At 70.3% G+C, this 25959-nt stretch carries 18 protein-coding genes; 11 read left to right on the top strand and 7 right to left on the bottom strand.

Annotated elements, in window-relative coordinates:
- Window positions 1-100: 100 nt before the first annotated feature.
- From CG723_RS22620 to atzF, 4 genes are read left to right on the top strand one after another with little or no spacing between them, the layout of a single operon-like run.
- Window positions 101-862: an urea amidolyase associated protein UAAP1 gene (locus CG723_RS22620; protein ID WP_100595289.1), complete on the top strand. Its 762-nt coding sequence runs from the start codon at window positions 101-103 to the stop codon at window positions 860-862.
- The gene (locus CG723_RS22625; RefSeq protein WP_100595290.1) at window positions 859-1497 is read left to right on the top strand and encodes an urea amidolyase associated protein UAAP2; all 639 of its coding nucleotides are present in this window, start codon (window positions 859-861) and stop codon (window positions 1495-1497) included. The genes CG723_RS22620 and CG723_RS22625 overlap by 4 nt, the downstream gene beginning before the upstream one ends.
- A gap of 5 nt (window positions 1498-1502) precedes the next feature.
- Complete coding sequence (gene uca / locus CG723_RS22630; protein ID WP_100595291.1) at window positions 1503-5090, top strand: urea carboxylase; 3588 nt, start codon at window positions 1503-1505, stop codon at window positions 5088-5090.
- A complete protein-coding gene (gene atzF / locus CG723_RS22635) occupies window positions 5087-6766 on the top strand; it encodes an allophanate hydrolase (protein WP_100595292.1) in 1680 nt (559 codons plus the stop codon). The genes uca and atzF overlap by 4 nt, the downstream gene beginning before the upstream one ends.
- Window positions 6767-7109: 343 nt before the next feature.
- On the opposite strand, the gene CG723_RS22640 is transcribed toward atzF, so the two are convergent.
- A complete protein-coding gene (locus CG723_RS22640) occupies window positions 7110-8129 on the bottom strand; it encodes a LacI family DNA-binding transcriptional regulator (protein WP_100595293.1) in 1020 nt (339 codons plus the stop codon).
- A gap of 1523 nt (window positions 8130-9652) precedes the next feature.
- On the opposite strand from CG723_RS22640, the gene CG723_RS22645 reads away from it, so the two are divergent.
- Entirely contained in the window at window positions 9653-11524 is a 1872-nt protein-coding gene (locus tag CG723_RS22645; protein WP_100595387.1) for an alpha-L-fucosidase, read from the top strand.
- A gap of 65 nt (window positions 11525-11589) precedes the next feature.
- Here CG723_RS22645 and CG723_RS22650 read toward each other — a convergent pair whose 3' ends face one another.
- From CG723_RS22650 to CG723_RS22670, 6 genes are all read right to left on the bottom strand, one after another.
- Window positions 11590-12675, bottom strand: coding sequence for an endo-1,4-beta-xylanase (locus CG723_RS22650; RefSeq protein ID WP_100595294.1), 1086 nt, complete (start codon window positions 12673-12675; stop codon window positions 11590-11592).
- 66 nt (window positions 12676-12741) lie between these two features.
- On the bottom strand, window positions 12742-14970 hold the full coding sequence (locus CG723_RS22655; protein ID WP_100595295.1) for a glycoside hydrolase family 3 N-terminal domain-containing protein: 2229 nt from the start codon (window positions 14968-14970) through the stop codon (window positions 12742-12744).
- 124 nt (window positions 14971-15094) lie between these two features.
- A complete protein-coding gene (locus CG723_RS22660; RefSeq protein WP_159032516.1) occupies window positions 15095-15388 on the bottom strand; it encodes a hypothetical protein in 294 nt (97 codons plus the stop codon).
- Window positions 15385-15606 carry a hypothetical protein gene (locus CG723_RS46335; RefSeq protein WP_159032517.1) on the bottom strand — a complete coding sequence of 74 codons (222 nt, stop codon included), beginning with the start codon at window positions 15604-15606 and terminating at the stop codon, window positions 15385-15387. The genes CG723_RS22660 and CG723_RS46335 overlap by 4 nt, the downstream gene beginning before the upstream one ends.
- A gap of 118 nt (window positions 15607-15724) precedes the next feature.
- Complete coding sequence (locus CG723_RS22665) at window positions 15725-16783, bottom strand: LacI family DNA-binding transcriptional regulator (protein ID WP_234374459.1); 1059 nt, start codon at window positions 16781-16783, stop codon at window positions 15725-15727.
- Between the two features lie 132 nt (window positions 16784-16915).
- Window positions 16916-17914 carry an acetylxylan esterase gene (locus tag CG723_RS22670; RefSeq protein WP_100595388.1) on the bottom strand — a complete coding sequence of 333 codons (999 nt, stop codon included), beginning with the start codon at window positions 17912-17914 and terminating at the stop codon, window positions 16916-16918.
- Between the two features lie 181 nt (window positions 17915-18095).
- On the opposite strand from CG723_RS22670, the gene CG723_RS22675 reads away from it, so the two are divergent.
- From CG723_RS22675 to CG723_RS22700, 6 genes are all read left to right on the top strand, one after another.
- Window positions 18096-19082, top strand: a complete 987-nt coding sequence (locus CG723_RS22675; RefSeq protein WP_199841856.1) for an ABC transporter permease — start codon at window positions 18096-18098, stop codon at window positions 19080-19082.
- A 32-nt stretch (window positions 19083-19114) separates the two neighbouring features.
- Complete coding sequence (locus tag CG723_RS22680; protein ID WP_100595389.1) at window positions 19115-19987, top strand: carbohydrate ABC transporter permease; 873 nt, start codon at window positions 19115-19117, stop codon at window positions 19985-19987.
- Window positions 19988-20051: 64 nt separating this feature from the next.
- Window positions 20052-21707: an ABC transporter substrate-binding protein gene (locus CG723_RS22685; protein ID WP_100595299.1), complete on the top strand. Its 1656-nt coding sequence runs from the start codon at window positions 20052-20054 to the stop codon at window positions 21705-21707.
- On the top strand, window positions 21704-23206 hold the full coding sequence (locus tag CG723_RS22690; RefSeq protein ID WP_100595300.1) for a GH39 family glycosyl hydrolase: 1503 nt from the start codon (window positions 21704-21706) through the stop codon (window positions 23204-23206). Before CG723_RS22685 ends, CG723_RS22690 begins: the two co-directional genes overlap by 4 nt.
- A complete protein-coding gene (locus CG723_RS22695) occupies window positions 23203-23919 on the top strand; it encodes a hypothetical protein (RefSeq protein ID WP_100595301.1) in 717 nt (238 codons plus the stop codon). The genes CG723_RS22690 and CG723_RS22695 overlap by 4 nt, the downstream gene beginning before the upstream one ends.
- Window positions 23916-25943 (top strand): beta-galactosidase, encoded by a 2028-nt coding sequence (locus CG723_RS22700; RefSeq protein WP_100595302.1) that lies wholly within the window; start codon window positions 23916-23918, stop codon window positions 25941-25943. Before CG723_RS22695 ends, CG723_RS22700 begins: the two co-directional genes overlap by 4 nt.
- Window positions 25944-25959: the final 16 nt, after the last annotated feature.

Genomic DNA, 25959 nt, shown 5'->3' on the forward strand with positions numbered 1-25959 from the left:
TCGAGCCGGAGGTTCAACCGTGGCGACAGCTTCAGAGACAGCGTCGGCCTATGGTGCCCGCGATCACGCCCGCGCCCAGGACGGCACACAGTGCGACACCATGCCCGTACTCCCGGCGAGCAGTTGGCCGACGCCCCCCGAGGGCATCGCCGCCGAGGATCTCGTGTGGGCCGAGACCGTGGCAGGCGGCAACTACACCCATAAGGTCCTGGCCCGTGGCACCGAGTTGCGCCTGACCGACCTCACCGGCGACGCGTGTGCACACGTCCTGCTGTACAGCGCCGACCGCCCCTGGGAGCGGCTGAACGCGGCCGACACGGTCAAGGTGTTCTGGAACGCCTACCTCGGCGAGGGACATCTGCTCCTGTCCGACCAGGGCCGGGTTCTCGCCTCCGTCACCGAGGACGCCTCCGGCCGGCACGACGCCCTCAGCGGCACCTCCGCCCTCGTCCGCAACACCGAACGGTACGGGGACGGAACTCCCCAATCGGCCACCCCGGCCGGACGTGAGCTGTTCAAACTCGCCGCCCTCAAGAACGGCCTCGGCCCGCGGGACATCCCGCCGTCCGTCTCCTTCTTCCAGGGCGTACGGGTCAGCGAGGACGGCACCGCCTGCTTCACCGGCTCCGCGGGAGCCGGCACGTCCGTCACGCTGCGCGCCGAGCAACCGCTGACCGTACTCATCGCCAACGTCCCCCACCCACTGGACCCGCGGCCCGCGTACATCTGCGGACCGCTTGAGGTCCTCGCGTACCGGGCCGCACCGACCGCCCCCGGCGACGCACTGTGGGACGCCACGCCGGAGGGCCGCCGTGCCTTCCTCAACACCGCCGAGCACCTCAACGCCAGGGGGATCGCATGACCGTCACCACCGCCCCTGCGGGCCACGTCGTCTGCGACCGGACCGTCCCCGCCTGCTCCGCCTGGTCCGCCGTCGTACGCACGGGTCAGCTGCTGACCATCACCGACCTGTACGGGAACCAGGCCGCGGACTTCCTCGTCTACGACGCCCATGACACCTCCGTGCGCTACAGCGCCCCCGACACCATCCAGGCCCAGGGCAACATCTTCCTGACCACCGGCTCGTTGCTGCTGTCCAACGAGCACACCCCGCTGATGACCGTCGTCGAGGACACCTGCGGTCGGCACGACACCGTGGGCGGCGCCTGCTCCAAGGAGTCCAACACCCTCCGCTACGGACACCACACCTGGTCTCAGCACGCCTGCGTGGAGAACTTCCTCGCCGAGGGCAGCAAGCACGGACTGGACAAGCGCGATCTGGTCTCCAACATCAACTGGTACATGAACGTGCCGGTCGAGACGGACGGCACCCTCGGCATCGTCGACGGCATCTCGGCCCCGGGCCTCAAAGTCGTACTACGCGCCGAGACCGACGTCATCGCGCTGCTGTCCAACTGCCCGCAGATCAACAACCCCTGCAACGGATTCCACCCGAGCGCCCTGCAGACGACGATCACCGAGCCGGACGAGAGCTGAAACCCATGACGTTCGACACCCTTCTGGTCGCCAACCGTGGCGAGATCGCGTCGCGCATCATCCGCACCGCTCGCCGGATCGGTCTGCGCACCGTCGCGGTCTACTCCGACCCGGACCGCGGCGCCGAGCACGTTCGGCTGGCCGACGAGGCCGTACGGCTCGGCCCGGCCCCTGCCAAGGACTCGTACCTCGACGCCGCTTTGATCCTGAAGGCCGCCAAGGACACCGGAGCCGGCGCCGTCCACCCCGGCTACGGATTCCTGTCCGAGGACGCCGGCTTCGCCCGCAGCTGCGCCGAAGCGGGTCTGGTCTTCGTCGGCCCCACCCCCGTACAGCTGGAGCTGTTCGGCGCCAAGCACACCGCGCGCGCCGCCGCTCATGCGGCGGGTGTGCCGCTCGCCCCGGGCACCGGGCTGCTGCCCGACTTGGACACCGCCCTCGCGGCGGCCGAGGGAATCGGCTACCCGGTCATGCTCAAGGCGACCGGCGGGGGCGGCGGTATCGGCATGCAGGGGTGCCACGACGCGGACGCCCTCGAAGACGCCTGGGAGCGGGTGCAGCGCGTGGCCGCCGCCTCCTTCTCCTCCGCCGGCGTCTTCCTGGAACGGCTCGTCGAGCGCGCCCGCCACGTCGAGGTGCAGGTCTTCGGCGACGGCGAGGGCCGCGTCGTCACCCTCGGCGACCGCGACTGCTCGCTGCAGCGCCGCAACCAGAAGGTCCTGGAGGAGGCCCCCGCCCCGGATCTCCCGGACGCGGTACGCAAGCAATTGACCTCCTCGGCACGGGACTTGTGCGCGTCCGTGAACTACCGGTCCGCCGGCACGGTCGAGTTCGTGTACGACGCCGCCCGCGAGGAGGCGTACTTCCTCGAGGTCAACACCCGCCTCCAGGTCGAACATCCGGTCACCGAGGAGATCTACGGCGTCGACCTCGTGGAGTGGATGCTGCGCCTCGCGCAGGGCGACACCACGGTCGCCGGCGTGCCTTTGACACCGAGGGGCCACGCCGTCGAGGCACGCATCTACGCCGAGGACCCCTCCCGCGACCACCGGCCGAGCGCGGGCCTGCTGACCCGCGTCGCCTTCCCCGAGGGCGTCCGCGTCGACACCTGGGTGGAGACCGGCACCGAGGTCACCACCTCCTACGACCCGATGCTCGCCAAGGTCGTCGCGCACGGCAGCGACCGCGCCGAGGCGCTCGACAGGCTGGACGCAGCCCTCGCCGCGACCCGCCTCGACGGCATCGAGACCAACCTCGGCCTGGTGCGCGCCGCGCTCCAGGACGCCGACGTGCGCCAAGCGGCCCACTCCACCGCTTCGCTCGCCACCATCAGCGACCCGACGCCGCGCATCGAGATCGTCACTCCCGGCACCTTGACCACCGTGCAGGACTGGCCCGGACGCACCGGCCACTGGCAGGTCGGCGTCCCCCCGTGCGGACCGATGGACGACCTCTCCTTCCGGCTCGGCAACACCGCGCTCGGCAACACCGAGGGCGCACCCGGCCTCGAGTGCACCCTGCAGGGCCCGTCCCTCCGCTTCACCCACCCGACGACGGTGTGCGTCACCGGCGCCCCCGCACCGGTGACGATCGACGGCATCGCCGTACCGCAGTGGGAACCGGTCACCGTCGAAGCCGGGCAGACCCTGGCCGTCGGGTCACCCGACGAGCACGGCCTGCGCACCTACGTGCTGTTCGCCGGCGGCCTGGACATACCGGAGTTCCTGGGCAGCTCGGCCACCTTCGCCCTCGGCCGGTTCGGCGGACACGGCGGCCGCGCCCTGCGCGCGGGCGACGTCCTGCACGGCGGCGAGCAGCGCCCGGATACCTCCGTCGTGGCCCTCGACCGGCGCCCGGCCTTCGCCGGCGCGTGGTACATCGGCGCGGTCGAAGGCCCGCACGCCGCCCCCGAGTTCTTCACCGACGACGACATCCGCGACTTCTACGCCGCGGACTGGAAGGTGCACTTCAACTCGGCGCGCACCGGTGTGCGCCTCGTCGGCCCCAGGCCGCGGTGGGCGCGCACGGACGGTGGCGAGGCGGGCCTGCACCCGTCCAACATCCACGACACCCCGTACTCCGTCGGCGCCGTCGACTACACCGGCGACATGCCCGTCCTGCTCGGCCCCGACGGGCCCTCCCTGGGCGGCTTCGTCTGCCCGGCGACGATCGTGACCGGACAGCGCTGGAAACTCGGCCAGCTCCGTCCGGGCGATACAGTCCGCTTCGTCCCGGTGACCACCGAGGCCGCCGCCGGGCTGCGGCGGAACCCGGCAGCGGCCCCGCGCGCCGATCGGGAGGCCGTCGTCGACGGCGGCATCCTCGCCCGCCTGCCACGGACCGAAACCCGCCCGTCGGTCACCTACCGGCGCAGCGGCGACGACAACCTCCTCATCGAATACGGACCGATGCAGCTCGACCTGGCCCTGCGCATGCGGATCCACGCACTCGCGCAGGCGCTGGCCGGGCAGCGGCTCGACGGCGTCGAGGACCTGACTCCGGGCATCCGCTCCCTCCAGGTCCGGACAGATCCCGACGTCCTGCCTCAGGAGAAGCTCCTCGACATCGCCCGGCGTGTTGAGGAGGAACTCCCCGCCCCCGACGAGCTGGTGGTTCCCAGCCGAATCGTCCACCTGCCGCTGTCCTGGGACGACCCGGCGACCCGCGAGGCCATCGCCCGCTACATGGCGGGCGTGCGCGACGACGCCCCGTGGTGTCCCTGGAACATCGAGTTCATCCGCCGCGTCAACGGCCTGGAGACCGTGGAGGACGTGTACCGCACCGTCTTCGATGCCGAGTACCTGGTGATGGGGCTGGGAGACGTGTACCTGGGCGCACCCGTCGCCACCCCCCTGGACCCGCGGCACCGGCTGGTCACGACCAAGTACAACCCGGCCCGTACCTGGACCGCGGAGAACTCGGTCGGCATCGGCGGCGCCTACCTGTGCGTCTACGGCATGGAGGGCCCGGGCGGCTACCAGTTCGTCGGCCGCACCACACAGGTGTGGTCGGGCTGGCAGCAGCGCGGCGCCTTCGAGCCGGGCAGGCCCTGGCTGCTGCGCTTCTTCGACCGGATCAGGTGGTACCCGGTCGAGGCGGAGGAACTCCTGGAACTGCGCGCGGACATCACGTCCGGCCGGTTCGTACCGAGAGTCGAGGAGGGTTCCTTCTCACTCGCCGAGTACCAGCGGTTCCTCGCCGAGAACGCGGAGTCGATCGCCGAGTTCCGGGCCGGGCAGAGCGCGGCGTTCCGCGCGGAGCGCGACGCCTGGGAAGCGGCCGGCGAGTTCACCCGCGAGCAGGCGGCCACCGAGGCCGCCCCACAGCCCACCGACGTCAGTGTCCCCGAGGGCGGCCACCTGGTCGAAGCCGAGTTCACCGCCTCCGTCTGGCAGGTCAACGTCGAGGTCGGCGACCGTGTGTCGGCCGGGCAGCCGCTCCTCGCGCTGGAAGCGATGAAAATGGAGTCCCGGGTGCCGGCCCCCGCCGACGGTATCGTCACGAAGATCCTGACCAAGCCGGGCAGCCAGGTCGAGGCGGGCACCGCCCTCGTCGTCCTCGCTCCCGTCGAAACCGTGGAGGCAGCCGCGTGATCACCGCAGTGGAACGGGTACGGGCGGCCTACACACGCATCGCGCAGGTGGACCGGCCCGAGGTGTGGATCGGCCTGCGCCCGCAGGCCGATACGGAGTCGGACGCCGCCGCGGTCGACGCGAAGGTCGCCGCCGGTGACCGGCTGCCGCTGGCCGGGACGGTGCTCGCGGTCAAGGGCAACATCGACGTGGCCGGACTGCCGACCACCGCCGGCTGTCCCGCCTACGCCTACGAGCCCGACACCGATGCGCCGGCCGTGGCCCGTCTGAAAGCTGCGGGCGCCGTGGTCCTCGGCACCACGAACCTCGACCAGTTCGCGACCGGCCTGGTCGGCACCCGCAGCCCGTACGGCGCGGTCCGCAACGCCCTCGCCCCGGAACACGTATCCGGCGGTTCCTCGTCCGGCTCGGCGGTCGCTGTCGCGCTCGGCATCGCCGACATCGCGCTCGGCACGGACACCGCGGGCTCGGGCCGTGTCCCGGCGGCGTTCAACGGCATCGTCGGTCTCAAGCCGACCTTCGGACTGATCCCGACCGAGGGCCTCGTCCCGGCCTGTGCCTCGCTCGACTGCGTCACGGTCTTCGGCCGCACGCTCCCGGAAGCCGAGCAGGCGCTGTCCCTCATGTCAGCGCCGTCCGGGCGGGAACCGTCGGCTCCGGCCGCGCGTCGCCCCGGACCGTGGCGGATCGCCGTCCCGGAACTCGGGCAACTGGGCCGGCTGGACACCGGCTGGACCGAGGCGTTCGAAGCGGCGGCGCAGCGGCTCGCCGACGCGGGCGCCGAGCTCCTGCCTGTCGACCTCGCACCGTTCACGGAGGCGGCGGCGATGCTGTACGAGGGTGCGTTCGTCGCCGAGCGCTACACAGCCGTCGGCGCCTTCATCGACGCGCACAAGGACTCGCCGGACCTCGACCCGACCGTGGCCGGAATCATCTCCCGGGCCAGGGACATCCCGGCCCACCAGCTCTACGCCGACCAACAAAAGCTTGCATCTCTCCGCGTCCGGGCCCAGGCCTCCCTGGGCGACGCGGACGCACTGCTCCTGCCGACCGCACCGGGCCACCCGACCATCGCCGAAGTCGAGGCCGACCCACTGGGCGTCAATGCCCGGCTCGGCCGCTTCACCAACTCCACCAACCTCTTCGACCAGGCGGCGGTCGCCGTGCCCGCAGGCGGCGTGAACGGGCTCCCGTTCGGTGTCATGCTGATCGGCCCGGCCTTCACGGACGAGCGGCTCGTCCGCATCGCCGGGCTGCTCACTTCCCCGCCCCTGCGGCTCGCGGTGATCGGCGCGCACCTGTCCGGGCAGCCCCTGAACGGTCAACTGCTCGCCGCGGGCGGGCGACTGGTGCACACCACCACGACCGCGCCCGCCTACCGGCTGTACGCACTGAACACCATGCCGCCGAAGCCGGGACTGGTCCGGGTCGGCGACGGCGAAGGCGGAGGGAAAGGCGGAGGCACGATCGAGGCCGAGGTGTGGCAACTGCCCGCCGAGGGACTGGGTACGCTCCTCGCCGCGCTGCCCCGCCCGATGGCGCTCGGAAGCGTGGAACTCGCGGACGGAAGCTTCGTCACCGGCTTCCTCTGCGAGCCACAGGCCGTCGACGGTGCCCACGAGATCACCTCATACGGCAGCTGGCGCGCGTACCTGGCCGCTCTCCCCCGCCCCTGAGGCTGCCCGCACTGCCCGTGCGCGCCGGCCCGCGTCGCGGGCGCCCGGGGTAAATACACGGCGACAAGGGCTACGACCACGATCACTTGCACCATTGGCTACGCGGGTGTGGCATCCGCCACCGCATCGTGCCCAACGGTGTGGAGTCCTCGCAGCAACTCGGCTCCACCGGGCTGGACTACGACGAGTGTCCGTTCCCTTCAACCTGGGAGGGTGCCGGGCGGGTGACGACAACTTCTCGGTCCTGGACCGCCCCTGATCCGCCGGACAGGCCCGGGAGGGACCAGAAGTGAGGCACGTCGGTCCCCGCGTCAATGCCATCACCGTGATCGACGGCCGCCGCTCAGGCCGACTCGCGCACCACCAGACGCGGCACGATCACGCGCTCGGCGAGCGGGCCGCGGCCCTGCACGAGCGCCGCGACCTGCTCGACGGCCGCCCGGCCCACCTGGCGCTTGTCGACGTGCAGCGTGGTGAGCGGCGGGTCCATGAGCTCGCCGAGCATCAGGCCGTCGCACCCAACGAAGGCACAGTCGCCCGGTACGGCCAGGCCCCGGCCCAGCGCGCGGCGCATCGCGCCGACCGCGATCAGGTCGTTGTAGCCGAGCACCGCGGTGGTGCCGGGGTGGTGGGCGAGCACGCGGTCCATGCCGTCGGCGCCGCCCTGTACGGAGTTGGCCACGGACACGACAGGAGTCCCCTCGGCATCGAGGCCGTGTTCGGCGGCCAGGGCGAGGAACAGGGCGCGCCGGGAGTGCGGGTCCGCCCCGTCTCCACGAGCCTTGTCATCGAGCATGACCACGCGCCGGTGTCCGGCCGCCATGAGGTGCCCGAGGGCCTGCCGCATCCCAGACTCGAAGTCGATACGGACACCGCCGGCGGCCGGCGGCCGGGTGTCATGGTCCAGGAGCACCAGCGGGATTCCGGTGCCCCGCACCCGTTCGATGGCACTCTCGGCGAAGAAGTAGCCGACGCACGCGTCGACATGGTCGGCGACCGTGGCCGCCACCGTCTGCTCGCGTTCGAGGGCCGACCCGGTGCTGTACACGGCAACCTGCCAGCCGCGCTCGTCGGCCGCCTCCATCACCCCGGCCACGACCTCGGGAAAGAACGGGTTGAGCACATCGGCGACGACGAGGCCGAGCATGGTCGTCGCCGGGCCGGCCATGCCGCGCGCATGCCGGTTGGGCCGGTAGCCGAGTGTCTGGGCGACCTCCAGGATCCGCGCCCGGGTGTCCGGGTCGATCTCCGGCTTGTCGTTGATGGCGCGGGAGACGGTCTGCCGGGAGACACCCGCGGAGCGGGCCACGTCGTCGATGGTGACGCCGTGACGCCCGCGCCGGGACGTACGAGGGGTGGGCATCTCGGGAAGGCTCCTCTCTCCGCCTGCCCAAGTGTCGTCCGCCGTCGCTGCGGGATGGTTCACGTGAGCGCTCACGGACATGATGAGCAGCTCACTCCTTGCTGTCAACGGCCCTCATTCGTACGGCGATTGAAACGATCAAGGCGGAATCCAGCAATCCCTCGCACCGGTCTTGACGGGGACATGCAGCGGCTTCAAGGTACTCCGTGAGCGCTCACGGGAACGCTCACGAATTGGCAGCCCGTCTCTGCAGTCGCCCTCCCGGAGGACGTACGTGACGTCGATCGCGGTCACCACGGCAGAACGCCCACCCGCGGCCATTAACGCGCTCATCGACCGGGTCCGCGTCGCTGTGCTCGTCGACGGAGCCCCCATGGAGCCCGTCGTGCGCGAACTCAAAGACGTTGTACGGGCGTTGGACCTGTCAGCCTTCGAGGGCGACGCCATGGAGATCCGCCTGGAGACATCGCTGAGGGACGCCGTCGGCTACTGGCCCCCGGACGCCGGCCGGCGTCGCGGACTCCCCCGAGTGGCAATGGCTCTCCCCGAACGCTCGCATCCCCAGTCCGACCGCGCCGGGCGCGCACGTCCTCGCCCCCAGGGAATCTCGGGTGCGCACACACATCCTGGAGGCGTGCACCCACCTCGTCGCCGACCACGGCCTCGACGGCCCGAAGCTGGGCTTCCTCGACGACGCCACCGTGTACGCGGACGACGGCGGCGACCCGGTCGGACCCGCGACGGCCCTGCTGCTCGGGGACCTCAGCGCCACCCTCAGCGCGCTGTGCCCGCGCGGCCCGCTGGTCGAACTGCGCCGGCCCTGTCTCGGCCCCGGCATGAGCGCGTACGGGCATCTGCTGCGCGCCACCGACTGCCCGGCCGACGCCACCGCGAACCGGATCCGCACGATCGACGCGGCGCTCTGCTCGACCGGCGGCGCCGTCCATTCGGACACGCTGATATGGGCCCCGGACACATCGGCCGAGGCGGCGGCCCGGCAGATCCAGCCCGTGTTGCACGCAGTGCCACAACTGTCCAGCTTTCCGGGCGAGTTGACCCCGGAGCGCCGCGAGTTCGTGACGTTCTGGCTGCGGCAGTGGCAGGGGCTGCGCCCCATGCTGCTCGACGGCGAGGTGAAGCCGGGTCGTCCGGACGAGCTGTACCCCCTCGTCCGGGCGCACGCCGGCGACGCCCAGGTGATAGTCGCCCACGCCGAACGCCCCGTCCCGCTCGACCTGATGCGCCACCCCCGTGCCGATCTGGTGAACGGCACCGCCACGGACGGCCTGGTCTGCGTCGTCCGGCACGCCCTGGCGCAAACAACGCTCACCACGTACGAGGCGCTCGGCCGGGTCACCCGCTCGGGCCCGCACACCCTCGGCCCAGGCGCCCGCCTCGACGTACCGCCCTCCGGCCTGCTGACCGCCCGACTGACCTCAAGGAGGTCCACCAACTCGCCTGCAGAGCACGTGCCTTGTCCCGGCGCCCGAGCGGTGCTGCACCCGAAGGAGGAACAACCCCTCATGTCCAGCAGACCAGCGCGCCGGCCACGGCGCCTGTGGGCCCTGTGGGCGGCCCTGCTCGCCCTGTTCAGCCCCCTCCTGCTCACCCCCGCATCCGCCCCCGCGGCCACGGCCACCGGCACGACCGCCACCGCGCAGGCGGACCCGGTGCCGGGCATGTTCAATCCGCGCCAGACCTGGCTGCGCAACTCCACCGCGGGCCTCTTCCTGCACTGGGGCATGTACACACAGCCCGCCCACTACGACTGCGACTCGTGGCAGAAGGCCGTGAACGACAGCGGCTGGAACCCGGACTACTGGGTCAAGGAGACGCAGAAGATCCACGGCTCCTACATCGTCCTGGCCACCTTCCACAGTCGCCTGGGCTACGCCCGCCCCTGGCCGTCGAAGATCCCCGGCAGCTGCTCGACGAAGCGCGACATCCTCGGTGAGCTCATCGAGGCGGCCAAGGCCAAGGGCATCAAGGTCATCCTCTATATGACCGACGATCCGCAGTGGCACGACGAGCAGGGCCGCGAGTCCTTCGACTCCGCCGCCTACTCCGCGTACAAGGGCACGGACGTCGATCTGACGACCCGGCCCGGCTTCGGCGAGTTCAGCTACGACAACTTCTTCGAAGTGATGCACAACTACCCGGACCTGAAGGGCTTCTGGATCGACAACGACAACGAGTACTGGGAGCAGCACCACCTCTACGAGCAGATCCGTGAGCAGCGCCCGGACATGCTCCTGAGCAACAACAACGAAGACACACCGATCATGGACACCGTGTCCAACGAGCAGAAGACCGGCATGACGCCCGACTACGACATGCCGGCGGCGTACTGGACGTCCATGCCGCGCCTGACGGAGTCCTGCTACAAAGTGCCCTCGAGCGGCGCCTGGTGGTACGACGGCCAGGACCGTCCGGTCGACACGGCGCTCAACATCCGCCGCTACGTGGCCAACGCGGGGACGTCGTACAAGTCCCTGATGGACCTCCAGGCCCAGGTGAACGGGACGTTCCCGCCCCAGCAGCAGGCGTTCACCGACTACCTGTCGACGTATCTCGACCCGATCCGGGAGTCGCTGCACGGCGTGGAGGGCGGCGGCTATCTGTACGGCGGGCTGCGTCCGGGGGCCTGGAACGACGGGGCGTACGGCTACACCACGGTGAGCAAGGAGGACCCGGCACGCCAGTACATCCACGTCACGACGCGGCCGAGCGGCGCCGACACCGGCACCCTCAGCCTTCGTGACAACGGCACCAAGGTGAAGCGGATCAGCGATCTGCGCACCGGCAAGCGGATCGCCTTCGACCAGCGCGACGGAAGCGTGACGCTCAAGGGCATCAACACCTGGGACCCGTACGACACGGTGTTCAAGGTGGAGACGGAGCGACACCGCCAGGGCCTGTACCCGTCCCACACGGTGCGGGCCACCGCCACGTCGACGAAGGACGGCCACCCGGCGGCGAACCTCACCGACGGTGGCCTCACCCGGTACTGGGACTCGGACGCGCAGGTGCCCGTCTCGGTCACGCTGGATCTCGGGGGCGTGAAGAAGGCCCGGTACCTGGCCGTGAACCAGACCGAGTGGTCGCCCACCTACAACCGCGAGTCGTTCGGCAGGAAGGAGGACTCGGCCCGGATCAAGGACTACAAGGTCTTCGTCAGCGACGACGGCGAGCACTGGGGCGAGCCGGTGAAGACCGGCGTCATGGAGAGCGCCCGCAGCACCCGCTACATCGACCTGGACACCACGGCCCGCTACATCAGGCTGGAGGTGGACAGCACCTGGTCGGCGGCGACCGTCGTCCCCTTCTACCACCAGCTGAGGATCGACGAGATCGCGGTCGGCCACTCGTATCCCGTGAGCCACGGCCGCGGGTGACCGACGCGCTTACCCCGAGGGCCTATGGGGCCTTCGGGGTAAGCGCCCCGGTCGTCAGCCGGCGGTCAGCGTCCGGCCGCCGACCTCGCGGCGGCCGCGAGCGCGCCGGCGATCGCGTCGTACGCGGGCTTGCGCTGGAGGTTCTCGTCCCAGGGCAGCGCCGCGCCCTGGCCGGGGAAGACCGACGGGATCCACGAGTGCCGGTCGGAGTAGCCCCAAAGCGTGATGCCGACACAGCGCCGCACGGCCAGGCAGGCGTCGGTGACCTGGGCGTACCAGTCGGCCTGTTGGGCCAGCAAGGCAGCGTCGGCGGGCAGGATCATCCGGATGTCGAGTTCGGTGATCGCGACGTCGAGGCCCAGGTCGGCGAAGCGCTGGATGTTGCCCCGCATGTCGTTCGGGAAGCTGTACTGCAGGGCGAGGTGGGCCTGCATGCCGAAGCCGTCGATCGGGACGCGATCCGCCTTGAGCTGCTTGATCAGCGTGTAGTAGGCGTCCGACTTCGCGCCGAGCCCTTCGACGTTGTAGTCGTTGAGGTACAGCTTGACCTTGGGGTCGGCGGCGTGCGCCCAGCGCAGGGCGTCGGCGATGTAGCCGGGGCCGAGCGTCTTGTAGAAGATGTTCTCCCGGTACGTTCCGTCCTCGTTCATGATCTCGTTGGCCACGTCCCAGGCGAAGACCTTGCCCTTGTAGTGCTTCACCTCGGTCGTGATGTGGTTCTTGAGGATCGAGCGCAGTTCGTCGGCGGTCCAGGTGCCGTCCGTCAGCCAGCTCGGCAGCTGGCTGTGCCACAGCAGGGTGTGGCCGCGCACGTTCAGATGGTGGGCCTTTGCGTACGCCACGATCTCGTCGCCGGCGGTGAAGTCGAAGACGCCGCGCCGGGGTTCGGTGGCGTACCACTTCATGCCGTTGCCGGGGGTGGTGGCGCCGAACTCGCTGCCGAGCAGGTCGGCGTACGCGGTGTCGTCGAGCTCGGGGTTGTCGACGGCCGAGCCGAAGTAGCGGCCGGTCCGCTGGGCCAGGTCGTCGAGCGTGGCGGCACGGTGCCGGGCGCCGTCCGCGTGGGCGGCCGGGACCGCGGCGAGACCGAGCAGCAGGGCCGTGGATGCGGCGAGAACAGCGGCTCGGGTACGGCGTGCGGGTGTGCGCATGGGGCGGCTCCTCAGCTGAAGGGCGGGGGTGGGTGGTTGACCTTGCTTCGCGCGGCGTCGCGCGTGTCACTTCACGCGCAGCTCGCACCGCATCCGCCGCTCGTGCCCGACCTCCCGCACCGGCCCCGTGAGGGTGAGCGGCACGGTGTGGTGGACGTGGGCGCTGGACGCGGCGACGCGCAGTTCGAGGGCTCCGGGTTCGACGACTCGGCGGCCGTCGGCGCCTGTGTACGCGGCGAGGTCGGCCGGGAACGTTGCGTGGATCTCCGCGGACGCCCCCGCGTCGAGCGGGACCCGGGCGTAGCCGACGAGCCGGATCTCCGGCCGCGCGACCGTGCCGACCGGGTCGTGGAGGTAGAGCTGGACGACCTCGGTGCCGGCGCGGTGGCCGGTGTTGCGGACGGTGAGGCGCAGGGTGGTCTCACCGTCGGTGGTCAGTTCGGGGGCGTCGCACTGCTCGACGTCCCAGGCGAACGTGGTGTACGACAGGCCGTGCCCGAACGGGTAGAGAGCGGTGGGGTCCACGTTACTGGGGTCGCCGTGGCGGCCCAGCGGCGGCGCGAGATAGGGGGCGGGCTGGCCGCCGGGGGTGCGCGGGACGCCGAGCGGCAGCCGGCCCGACGGCTCGACACGCCCGGACAGGACGCCCGCGACGGCGCCGCCACCCTCCTGCCCGGGGAAGAAGGCCTGCACGACGGCGGCGGTCCGGTCCGCCCAGCGGCCCAGGGCGTACGGCCGCCCGCTGAGCACGACGATCACGGTCGGCGTCCCGGAGGCGAATGCCTTGTCCAGCAACTCCCCTTGTTTGTACGGGAGTTCAAGATTCTCGGCGTCGCAGCCCTCGCCGGACGAGCCTCGCCCGAACAGGCCCGAGCGGTCACCGACGACGGCCAGGCACACATCGGCCGCCGCCGGGTCATCGACGAACACGGCCCCGGTCAACTCCGCGCGCAGCGCCTCGGCGAACGTCGGTACGTCGATGCCGGTGGGCAGTTCGGGGTGGTTGACGCCGACGTGCCGGGGGAATGTGTAGCAGCCGAGCATGGCCGCCTGTTCGTCGGCGAGGGGTCCGACGACGGCGATGCGGAGGCCGTCGTCGAGCGGCAGGACACCGGAGTCGTTGGCGAGCAGCACGACGGACTCCTGCGCCGCGTTGCGGGCCAGGTCACGCAGGTGCGGGGAGTTCAGGTCGATGGGAGCGTCGCCGGCGGCCGGTTCGTGGTCGGGGTCGAGGAGGCCCAGCTCGCATTTCTGGGTGAGGACGCGCAATGCCGCCCGGTCGAGTAGGCCCTCAGGGAGGTGGTCTGCGGCAGTGAGGCATCGGGCGGTGGGCAGTTCGACGTCGACCCCGGCAGCAAGAGCGAGCCGGGCGGCCTCCGCGGGCGAGTCGGCGATCTTGTGGGCGGACTCCAGGAACGAGAGGCCGAAGTAGTCGGCGACGGTCGTGCCGGTGAACCCCCACTCCTCGCGCAGGACTTGGGTGAGCAGCCCGGAGTGGGCGTGGGCGGCCAGGCCGTCGATGTCGTTGTAGGCGGGCATGACGGAGCGGGCGCCGCCGTCGCGCACCGCCATCTCGAACGGGGGCAGGATGACGTCCGCGAGCTCGCGCGGTCCGAGCGAGGCCGGGGCGTGGTTGCGGGCGCCGCGCGAGGCCGAGTACCCGGCGAAATGCTTGAGGGTCGCGACGATCCCGGCGGCCTCCAAGCCCTGAACGTACGCGGTACCGATGGTGGCGACGAGGTACGGGTCCTCGCCGATCGCCTCCTCGGTGCGGCCCCAGCGCGGGTCCCGTACGACGTCGAGGACCGGAGCGAGGCCCTGATGAATACCGACCGCGCGCATCGACGCGCCGATGGCCTGCGCCATCTCGGTCACCAGGGCCGGGTCGAAGGTGGCGCCCCAGGCCAGCGGGGTCGGGAAGACGGTGGCCTGCCAGGCGGAGAATCCGGTCAGGCACTCCTCGTGGGCGATGGCGGGCACGCCGAACCGGTTGCCCGCGCGGATCCGCGACTGCAGTTCGGCGAGCCGGGCGGCGCCCTCGGCCGGCTCCACGGGGACGGTACCGAAAGGGCGGGCGAGGTGTCCGAGGCCGTGCGGGAGCAGGGCGTCGAGGGCAGCGCTGCGGGCCACGTACGCGTGCTGGCCCGGTGCGACCGCGGCGGTGTCGGTGTCGATGTCGGCACCCAGCCACACGCTGGACAGCTGGGCGGTCTTCTCCTCGGGCGTCATCCGGGCGAGCAGGTCCGCCGCCCGGACGTGGGCGGGCAGGGTCGTGTCCTGCCAGGGCTGAGCCATGGGACTCCTCAAGTGCGGTACGAGCAGGTGAAGTTCGGGCGACGGCGCCGGCGCACCTGTGGTGGGCCCGGTGGTGGGCCGGTAGCCGGTCAGCCCTTGGTCGCGCCCTTGGTGATGCCGTCGGTCAGCCGCCGTTCGGCCACCGCGCTGAAGGCGAGCGCAGGCACTCGAGCAGTTCCAGGGCCGGTACGTCTCCGGCCCGGTGGCACGTCTGTGCGTACGCGGATCTCGCCATGGTCAGCACGAAGGCGCGCCGGCTGCCGGCGACCGCGCGCACGGAGACTGTGCCGAGCGCGGGCCGCGCCATCGGCGGCAGGATCCGCCAGAAGCAGCCGGACGGTAGGCAGCCGTCGAGGGCGACCACCTCCTCCAGTCGTCGGGGATCACGGGCGAAGCAGCACAGGATGGCGGTGGTCACCGGCAGTTGGGCGTGGAGTGCGCGGTGCCGACGAAGCGACTGCCGACGGGCTCGGCGGTCCGGATGCGCCACCGCTCGACGACAGTCCGGCCCGAGCCGTCCTTGGAGCCGGAGGCCGAGTCGCCGCGGGACGTCAGCACCGCGATGCCGAGGCCGGGCACGCTGACGGCGTCCCGAGCGCGGCGGCGGGACAGGGAACGGAGGCTGGCATGACACACCTTCCGGAAGGGATCCGAAACTATCGGTGGATGGCCTCGGAAGTTACGGACACACGAAGGGGGTGTCAACGGCCTTGACGAAAAAGGCCGTTGACACCCCCGATGGATGCCGAGCGCGTCAGACCTGCCGGGGCTCCCCCGTACTGGCCCTGACCACCAGTTCCGTCGCGAGCTCCACCCGCGACGAGGCCGGTGCGACGGACCGGGCCAGGTCGAGGACGAAGCGCGCCGCCAGCTTGCCCATCTCCGCCAGCGGTTGACGGACCGTCGTGAGCGGCGGCGCCGACCAGCGCACCTCCGGAAGGTCGTCGAAGCCGAGGACACTCATGTCCTCCGGCACCCGCAGCCCGCGCCGGCGCAGCGCCTCGATCGCCCCGAGCGCCATCTGGTCACTGGAGGCGAAGATGGCGGTGGGCGGCTCGACCAGGTCCAACAGCTGGTTGCAGCCGGTGAATCCGGACTCGTGATAGAAGTCGCCGGGCACGATCAGCGCGTCATCCACCGGCACACCGGCCACGTCCAGCGCGGCCCGGTACCCGTCGAGCCGGGCACGCGAGCACAGCAGCCGGGGCGGGCCCTCGATGAACCCGATCCGGCGGTGCCCGAGCCCCAGCAGGTGCTCCGTCGCAGCCATCCCGCCCGCCCAGTTCGTGGCACCGACGGTCGGCGCCTCGGTGGCCGGCGAACCGGCCGGGTCGACGACCACCAACGGCACGCCCAGGCGCCGCAGTTCGTCGTGCAGCCCCGGTTCGAGAACCGAGGTCACGAGGATCACCCCGTCCGACGCGCGGGCCCGCAGATTCGTCATCCACTGCCGGGCCGCGCCCGCCCGGTCGTGAATCGCGGAGACCACCGTGCCCACCCCCGCCTCGTGAGCGACCTCCTCGACGCCCCGGATGATCTCCACCGCCCAAGGGCTGTCCAGGTCGTTGAAGACCAGGTCGAGCAGGGCCGCCCGATCGCCGGGCGCAGGCGGGCGCCGCTGGTACCCATGCCGCTGCAGCAGATCCTCGACCCGCGCCCGGGTGGCGGGCGACACGTCGGAGCGCCCGTTGACGACCCTCGAGACGGTCGGGACCGACACCCCCGCCTCCCGGGCGATCTCGGTGATCGTCACCTTGGCCGGCCCGTCCGGGCTCTGCGTGGCTGCCTTGCCTCTGCCGCCAACCCGGGCCACGTTCCCCACCTCCATCGACCTCTGCATCCTGAAAGATCTCCGGATGTCTTCCGGAAACCGTAGGACATGCCGTCGACCATGCGTCGGTCAAGCCGGGTTTTTGTCCGACCCGCCGAACGCCTGGCCCTGAATCTACGCGCCCCCTGCTCCCAGCACCCCGCGCAGCCAGGTCATTTGGCGACGTACGTGCACGGCGTCGCCGTGCTCATGGCCGTTGAACGGGTAGGCGTGGATCTCCCGGGCGGGGTCCGCGCCGGTGAGTTCGCCGTAGCGGTGGTACGCCGCGTATGCACCGCTGGGCGGGCAGACCTGGTCGCGCAGGCCGACTCCGAAGTGGGCCGGGGCGTGGGCGCGGCGGGCGAACGAGATGCCCTCGACGTAGCCGAGCGTGCGGTACGCGGCATCCTCCGCGCCCCGGTGTACGGCGAGGTAGGCGGCGATCTCGCCGTAGGGCCCTGCGTCGGTCAGGTCGAGTCCGCGCCGGATACCGCACAGCAGCGGCGCCGTGACCAGGGCCGCGGCGAGATCGGGGACGAGTCCGGCGACGGCGAGGGCCACTCCCCCGCCCTGGCTGTTGCCCACCGCGGCGATCCGGTCCCGGTCGACGCCGGGCAGGGCTCGCAGCGCTGCGACGGCACACACCGCGTCGGTGATCAGTCGGCGGTAGTGGTAGTCGTGCGGGTCGAGCAGCCCACGCACCGCAGGTCCCGGGCCGCCGGGCGCGGCCGCGTGCCGGTCGGGGGTCGCGCCGCCGTTGCCGTACTGGTCGCCCTGGCCACGGTTGTCCATGAGGAGATGGGCGTATCCGGCGTTCGCCCAGGTGAGGCGCTCGTGCGGGAGGCCGCGGCCGCGGCCGTAGCCCGCGAACTCGACGACTGCGGGCATGAGTTCGCCGCCGCCCGCGGGCCGGGTGTACCAGGCGCGGACGGGGTCGTCGGCGAAGCCGCGGAAGGTGACGTCCCAGCTCTCGACAAGCCGCAGGCCGCTGTCGACGGGTCGGACGCGGATCAAGGGCTCGGGGTGGGTGGCGGACTTCAGCGTGGCCTGCCAGAACGCGTCGAAGTCGGCGGGTTCGTCGGGCTCGGGTCGGTGGCGCTGGAGTTCGTCCAGGGGCAGGTCGAAGGCGGGCACAGGCACCTCACAGCCGGTCACGGAGCCAACTCCCGTTGACGCAGCACCCATTGACAGGGGTCGGGAGCGGCTTTAGGTTGCGGCGACGTTACCGGAAGATTCCCGAAAATTCTCGGTACCTCTTTCCCCTTTCCCCGCCCTTGTGATGACCTCTGCCTGCCCGTGTGACGAAAGGCCCTGCATGAGCTCCTCCACCATGACGGGCAGCCAGCCCCGCACCGGCGCCCCGCCCGACCCGCCGCCCGACAAGAAGCTTCCGTCCGGCCGTCGTTCCTGGCGCCGATCACTGCACCGCGACTGGCAGCTGTACTCCCTCGCGGTGCTGCCGATCCTGTTCTTCCTGGTCTTCCGCTATCTGCCGATGATCGGCAACGTGATTGCGTTCCGGCGCTTCGAGCCGGGCGGTTCGATCCTCGGCGAGGAGTGGGTGGGCCTGCGCTATGTGCAGATGTTCCTCAGCGACCCGTCGTTCTGGCAGGTCTTCCGGAACACGCTCTGGATGGGCCTGCTGACGCTGCTGTTCTGCTTCCCGGTGCCGATCGTGCTGGCCCTGCTGCTCAACGAGGTCCGGCGCACCGCACTGAAACGGTTCGTGCAGTCGATCTCGTACTTGCCACACTTCCTGTCCATCGTGATCGTCGCGGGCATCACGGTGCAGATGCTGGCGTCGGACGGCCCGATCAACCACATGCTCACGACGTTCGGCCACGACCCGGTCCGGTTCATCCAGGAGCCCGGCTGGTTCCGGACGATCTACGTCGGTTCCGAGGTCTGGCAGACGGCCGGCTGGGGCACGATCCTCTATCTCGCCGCGCTGAGCACGATCGACGAGGACCTGTACGAGGCGGCCCGGATCGACGGCGCGAACCGCTGGCAGCAGACCTGGCACGTGACGCTCCCCGGCATCCGCCCCACCATGATCACGCTGCTGATCCTCAACATCGGCACGTTCATGGTGGTCGGCTTCGAGAAGATCCTGCTGCTCTACAACCCGCTGACGTACCCCACGGCCGACGTCATCTCCACCTATCTGTACCGCACCGGAGTCGAGTCGAACTCCTTCAGCTATGCCGCCGCCATCGGCCTGTTCGAGGCGGTCATCGGCCTCGTACTGATCACATCCGCGAACCGGCTGTCGCGCAAGACCGTGGGGACGAGCCTGTGGTAAGCATCCAGACCCGGCCGCGCACCGCAACGACCGTGACCGGCCCGACCCGCGGCTACCGCGTCTTCCAAGGCTTCAACGCCGTGATCCTGACGCTGGTCGTGGTGGTCACGCTCTACCCGATCATCAACATCGTCGCCCGCTCGTTCAGCGGGGAGCACCAGATCCGGGCGGGCGAAGTGACGCTGTGGCCCAAGGGCTTCAACCTCACCACGTACAGGATCGTCTTCCAGGACGGGACGTTCTGGCGCAGCTACGGGAACACCGTCCTCTATACGGTGCTCTCCACCGCTGTCGCCATGGCCCTCACCACGATCTACGCGTACGTCCTGTCGAAGAAGGACCTGCGCGGGCGTACGTTCCTCGTCGGCATCGCCGTCTTCACGATGTTCTTCTCCGGCGGTCTGATCCCCAACTACGTGCTGATCACCAGCCTCGGCCTGAAGAACTCGATCTGGGCGATCGCCCTACCGAACGCCATCAGCGTCTTCAACCTCCTGGTGATGAAGGCGTTCTTCGAGAACATGCCGGCAGAGCTCGAGGAGGCCGCGCAGATCGACGGCCTGAGCACGTACGGGACTCTGCTGCGGATCGTCCTGCCGTTGTCGAAGGCCGTCATCGCGACCATGGTGCTCTTCTACTCCGTGTCGTTCTGGAACTCATGGTTCTCGGCGTTCCTGTACATGGACAGGGCCGACCTGATGCCGGTCACCGTCTATCTGCGCAACCTCATCGCGGGCGCCACCGAGGGCGGCAACGCGGGGGCCGCGGCCGACCAGCTCACCCAGGCCGCCGCGAACATCCAGTCCGTGACCATCGTGCTCACGGCGCTGCCGATCCTCGCCGTCTACCCCTTCGTGCAGCGGTACTTCGTCTCGGGCGTGATGCTCGGCGCGGTCAAGGGCTGAGCACAACCACTTCACACATGAACGCAATCACGCCTCAACAGACCTGTAGAACAAGGGAGTTCACGTGACGAACACGGGCCGGCTGTCGAGAAGGTCACTGCTCGCCGCGGCGGGGTTCGCCGGACTCGCCGTACTCACCGGCTGCGGCAGCGGTGACGACGGCGGCGACAGCAAGGACCTGTCGAAGAAGCAGAACGGCGCCATGAAGAAGTACAACGCCGGCGAGCAGTTCAAGGCGACCAAGGCGCTGTCCTTCTCCGTCCTGCACAACAACAACCCGACGTACCCGACGAAGAAGAGCTGGCTGTTCTGGAAGGAGGTCACCAAGCGCACCGGCATCACGCTGCAGCCCGTCGACGTCCCGCTGAGCGACTACGAGAAGAAGCGCAGCCTGCTGATCGGCTCGGGCGACGCCCCCTTCCTCATCCCCAAGACGTACCACCCCTCCGAGGTCGCGTTCGTCTCGTCGGGCGCGATCCTGCCGGTGAGCGAGTACGTGCACCTGATGCCCAACTTCCAGGACAAGGTCAAGCGGTGGAAGCTCGAGCCCGAGCTGGACTCCATCCGCCAGTCCGACGGAAAGTACTACCTGCTGCCCGGGCTCCACGAGAAGCCCAAGTCCGGATACTCGCTGTCCTTCCGCACCGACGTCCTCGACAGGATCGGCGTGAGCCTGCCCTCGACGTGGGACGAGGTGTACGACGTCCTCAAGGCGATCAAGGCGGAGTACCCCGACAGCTACCCCCTCTCCGACCGCTGGAGCACCAACACCGTCTTCCCTGCGGCCGCCCTGCTCAGCTATCTCGGACAGGCGTACGGCGTCCGGGCCGGCTGGACGTACGAGAACATCACCTTCGACGCGAAGACGCAGAAGTTCGTCTTCACCGGGGCGACGGACGAGTTCCGGCAGGTCATCGAGTATCTGCGCAAGCTGGTCACCGAGAAGCTGATGGACCCGGAGAGCTTCACCCAGACCGATGACAACGCGGTCAAGAAGCTGCTGGCGGAGAAGTCCTTCGCGATCAGCGCGAACCCACAGGAGCTGGTGCAGAAGTACCGCTACAACCTGGAGCGGCAGGTGAAGGGCGCGAAGATCGAGATGATTCCGGTGCCGATCGGCCCGGCCGGTGAGGTCGTGCTCGGCGGCATCCGTCTGGAGAACGGCCTCATGATCTCCAGCAAGGCGCTCAAGAACGACAACTTCGTCGCGTTGATGCAGTTCACGGACTGGCTCTTCTACTCGGACGAAGGCCAGGCGTTCTGCAAGTGGGGCGTCGAGGGCGTCACGTACACCGGGTCCGGGGGTCAGTACAAGCTGAAGCCAGGCATCAGCCTCATGGGTTCCGACCCCAAGGCCCCCAAGGATCTACAGAAGGACTACGGCTTCTTCAACGGCGTCTTCACCTACGGCGGCAGCTGGCAGCTGGTGTCCTCCTCTTTCAGCCCGGACGAGAAGAAGTTCCAGGACGTGATGGCCTCGCGGAAGCAGACGCCGATCGCCCCGGCCCACCCGCTGCTGTCCGCGGAGCAGGAGCAGGCCTCGCTCTGGGAGACGCCGCTCACGGACCACATGAACCAGAACACCCTCAAGTTCGCGCTCGGCAAGCGGCCACTGTCCGAGTGGGACGACTACGTCACCGAGCTGAAGGCCAAGAACATGCAGCAGCTCGTGGATCTGCACAACAAGGCCTACGAGCGGTACAAGAAGGACAACGGATGATCCGCGTCCCGGCCGAGTCGGAGGGCGCCCTCTCCGAGGCGTGGCGGGCGTGCGTCGGCACGGGCCGCCTCGAACTCGCCCTGCGCCGTGACTACCAGGACTCCCTCGCGCTGCTCCAGAAGGAGATCGGCTTCCGGCACATCCGCGGGCACGGGCTGTTCAGCGACGGGATGGGCGTGTACCGGCCGTACGAGTGGCAGGGCGCCCGGCAGGTGCATCATTCGTTCACCTACGTCGATCAGGTCGTCGACGCCTGCCTCGCACTCGGCATCCGCCCCTTCCTCGAACTCGGTTTCATGCCGGGCGAGTTGGCGTCCGGCGGGCAGACCGTCTTCTGGTGGCAGGCGAACGTGACACCGCCCTCCTCACACCGGGAATGGGCGGACCTGGTGCGCGCGACACTGACCCACCTCGTGGACCGTTACGGCCTGGAGGAGGTGCGCGCCTGGCCCGTCGAGGTATGGAACGAGCCGGATCTGCCGGATTTCTGGGAGGGCGCCGACCAGGCTGCATACCACCGCCTTTACGAGGTGACGGCGCATGCGGTGAAGGACGTCGACGCGTCGCTCCAGGTCGGCGGGCCCGCCGTGTCGCCCGGCGCGGACGAGGGCTGGCTCGGGCGGTTCGCGGAGTTCGTGGAGCGGCGGGATCTGCCGGTCGACTTCGTGTCACGCCACGCGTACACCTCGGGGCCCGCGCAGCCGGTGCCGTTCGGCACGTACCAGACGCTGGCCCCGGCCCAGCGCCTGCTGGAGCAGTTCGGGGCCCCGCGGCGCGAGCTGAAGGGCACATCGCTGGCCGACCTTCCGGTCCACATCACGGAGTTCAACTCCTCCTACCGCCCGGACAACCCGGTCCACGACACGGCCTTTCACGCCGCGTACCTGGCTCCGGTCCTGGCGGCCGGCGGGGATCTGGTGGACTCCTTCTCGTACTGGACGTTCAGCGACATGTTCGAGGAGGTGGGGGTTCCGACGGCGCTGTTCCACGGCGGCTTCGGGCTCCTGACGCACCGCCAGGTCAGGAAGCCCACGTACCACCTGTACGCGTTCATGGCCCGCATGGGCCGTGATGTGCTGGCCCGTGGCGACGACCATCTCGTCACCCGGCACCCCGACGGGCGGGTCACGGTTCTGGCGTGGGCGCCGCCCGGGACAGACCAGCACACGCTGCGGCTGTCCGTCCCGGTCGGCGACGCCGAGCGCGGCGCGGTCTTCCTGCGTCGCTCCAGCGTCGACGAGGAGCGCGGCAACGCGTACACCGCGTGGCGCCGGATGGGCAGCCCGCGCTCACCACGCCCGCACCAGCTCGACATGCTGCACGACGCCGCGGAACCGGGTAGGTCCCATCACCGGCTGCCCATCGAGGAGTTCAGGGTGGACGTCTGTCTTACGCTCGAACGGCACGAGGTGACGCTGGTCGAGCTCAGCCCGGTGATCGAGGAGACTCCCGACTGGTGGGACGAGGGCCGGATCCTCGGGAGCGGGGGTTCCGGATGAGCGCCGCACAGGCCGGCTCCCCCGGGGCGGCCCTGCCGCGCGCCTCCCGCGTCTTCGGTGACGGACCGTTGTCGCGGGCCTGCGCCCTCATTCACACGCTGCTGACCGTCGAGGGCCTGCTGCTGCTCACGCTGGCGCCCAGCCTGCTCGGGCTCCTGTTCCTCGGTGCGGACCCGGCGAACCTGCCGCTGGCGGCGTTGTGCCTCGCGCCACTCGGCCCGGCCCTGTCCGCCGCCCTGTACGCCCTGCACCACCGCAGCCGCGACCTGACGGAACTGCGTCCGGCCCGCGCCTATCTGCGAGGGCTACGCCTCAACTCCGCCGCCGCGTTGCGGATATGGGTTCCGCTGCTCGCCTGGCTGACCGTCATCGCGTACGGCCTCACCCACTTCGCCTCGACCGCACTGCCCGGCTGGTGGGCGGTACTGCTCGAAGTCATCGGCGTGGGCGCACTTCTCTGGGGCGCGCACGCGCTGGTGCTTACGTCCCTGTTCACGTTCCGGGTCGTCGACACGGCGCGACTCGCCGGGTACTTCCTGCTGCGGCACGGCCGGGCGACACTCGGCGCGGCCAGTCTGCTCGTCGTCGCGACCGCGGCCACCTTGTGGTGGACCGAGGCGCTTCCTCTGCTGCTCGCTCCGGTGCTGCTCCTGTCGCTGCTGCACACCAGCCGTCCGATCATCGCCGAGACCCAGGAGGACTTCACCGTATGAACGGCGTGCCCGCCACCCCCGCCATCCCCTACGGCGGTGACTACAACCCCGAGCAGTGGCCCGAGGAGGTCTGGGACGCTGACCACCGCCTGTTCGGCAAAGCCGGGATCGACACGCTGACGGTGGGCGTGTTCACGTGGTCGCTGCTCCAACCTGCCCCGGACACCTACGACTTCACGGTCCTCGACCGGATCGTGGACCGGGCGGCGGCCGAGGGGCGCCGCATCGTCCTGGCCACCGGCACGGCCGCGCTGCCGCCCTGGCTCGCGAAGGCCCATCCGGAGGTGAACCGCACCGACTTCGAGGGCCGCCGGCACGGCTACGGGCAGCGGCACAACTTCTGTCCGAGCTCGCCGGCGTACCGCCGCCTGTCCACGACGCTGGCGGGACGGATCGCAGAGCGGTACGCGGACCATCCTGCGCTGCTCGCCTGGCACATCAACAACGAGTACGGCGGGGCCTGTTACTGCGATCTGTGCGCGGAGGCGTTCCGTGGCTGGCTGCGCGAGAAGTACGGCTCGCTCGACGCCCTGAACGACGCGTGGTGGACGACCTTCTGGTCGCACCGCTACACGGACTGGTCCGAGATCGAGCCGCCCAGCGCCCTCACCGAGCACTGGCGCGGCCCGGACCACACCGCGTTCCAGGGCATCACGCTCGACTACCACCGGTTCACCACGGACGCGCTGCTCGGCTGCTTCGTCGCCGAGAAGGAGGCCGTGCGCGCCCACAGTCCGCGCACCCCCGTGACCACCAACTTCATGGGGATGTACCGGCCGTTGGACTATCACCGCTGGGCGCCGCATCTCGACTTCGCGTCGTGGGACAGCTATCCGCCGCTGGGCGCGCCGCCGACCTGGCCGGCCCTCGCGCACGACCTGATGCGCGGCTTGAGGGGCGGCGCCCCGTTCTGGCTGATGGAGCAGACGCCGTCCACCACAGCCTGCCGCGACGTCAATCCGCTGCGCAGGCCGGGGGAGTTGCGGCTCGCGAGCTGGCAGGCGGTGGCGCACGGCGCGGACGCGGTCCTGTACTTCCAGATGCGGGCCTCGCGCGGGGCGTGCGAGAAGTACCACGGGGCGGTCATCGGCCACGCGGGTCGTGACGACACCCGCGTCTTCCGGGAAGTGGCGACGCTGGGACGGGAGTTGGCCGATGCGGGCGGGGTCACGCTCGGCGCCCGGACGCCCGCCCGGACCGCACTGCTCTTCGACTGGGACAGCTGGTGGGCGCTGGAGATGTCGGACGGCCCGTCGCGGCTGGTGCGCTACCAGGATGTCGTGCACTCCTACTACCGGGCCGCGCGCACGGCGGGCGCGGACGTCGACGTCGTCCCCGTGACGGCGGACCTGTCGGCGTACGACGTGGTCCTCGCACCCCTGCTGCACCTGGTGAAGGGAGACCTGCCCGCACGTCTGGAGGCGGTGGCGGTGCGGGGCGGGACCGTAGTGACGACCTACCTGTCCGGGCGCGGCGACGAGCACGACCGCGCCTTCCTCACGGATGTGCCAGGCCCGCTCGGGCCGCTGATGGGCGTACGGGTCGACGAGTGGGACTCCCGGCCGGCGGAGGTGACGAACCCGGTCGACTTCGGCGACCTGCGCTCACCGGCCCGGCTGGTCTTCGAGCTCGTCGTGCCGCAGGGCGCCGAGCCCGTCGCCACCTACACCACAGACTTCTACGCCGGAACGCCCGCCGTCACCCGAAACCGTTTCGGGGAGCGCGGTGGCGAGGGCTGGTATGTGGCAACGCAGCTCGACGATGCGGGTACGGACCGGGTGGTGCGCCAGGTGCTCGCCCGGCACGGTCTCGTCGGTCCGTACGCCGAGATGGCCGGCGTGGAGACGGCGACCCGCGTCGCACCCGACGGGACGCGCCTGCGCTTCCTCCTCAACCACAACTCGTCGGAAGCGGAGTTGACGGTCCACGAGTCGGCGACGGACCTCCTGACGGGCAAGGCTTACGCGCCCGGCGAGCCCCTCACGCTCGACCCGCTGGGCGTGTGCGTACTGCGCCTCGAGTAGACCGCCGCAGGACCCG

The sequence above is a fragment of the Streptomyces sp. CB01635 genome (assembly GCF_002803065.1).
GTDB lineage: Bacteria > Actinomycetota > Actinomycetes > Streptomycetales > Streptomycetaceae > Streptomyces.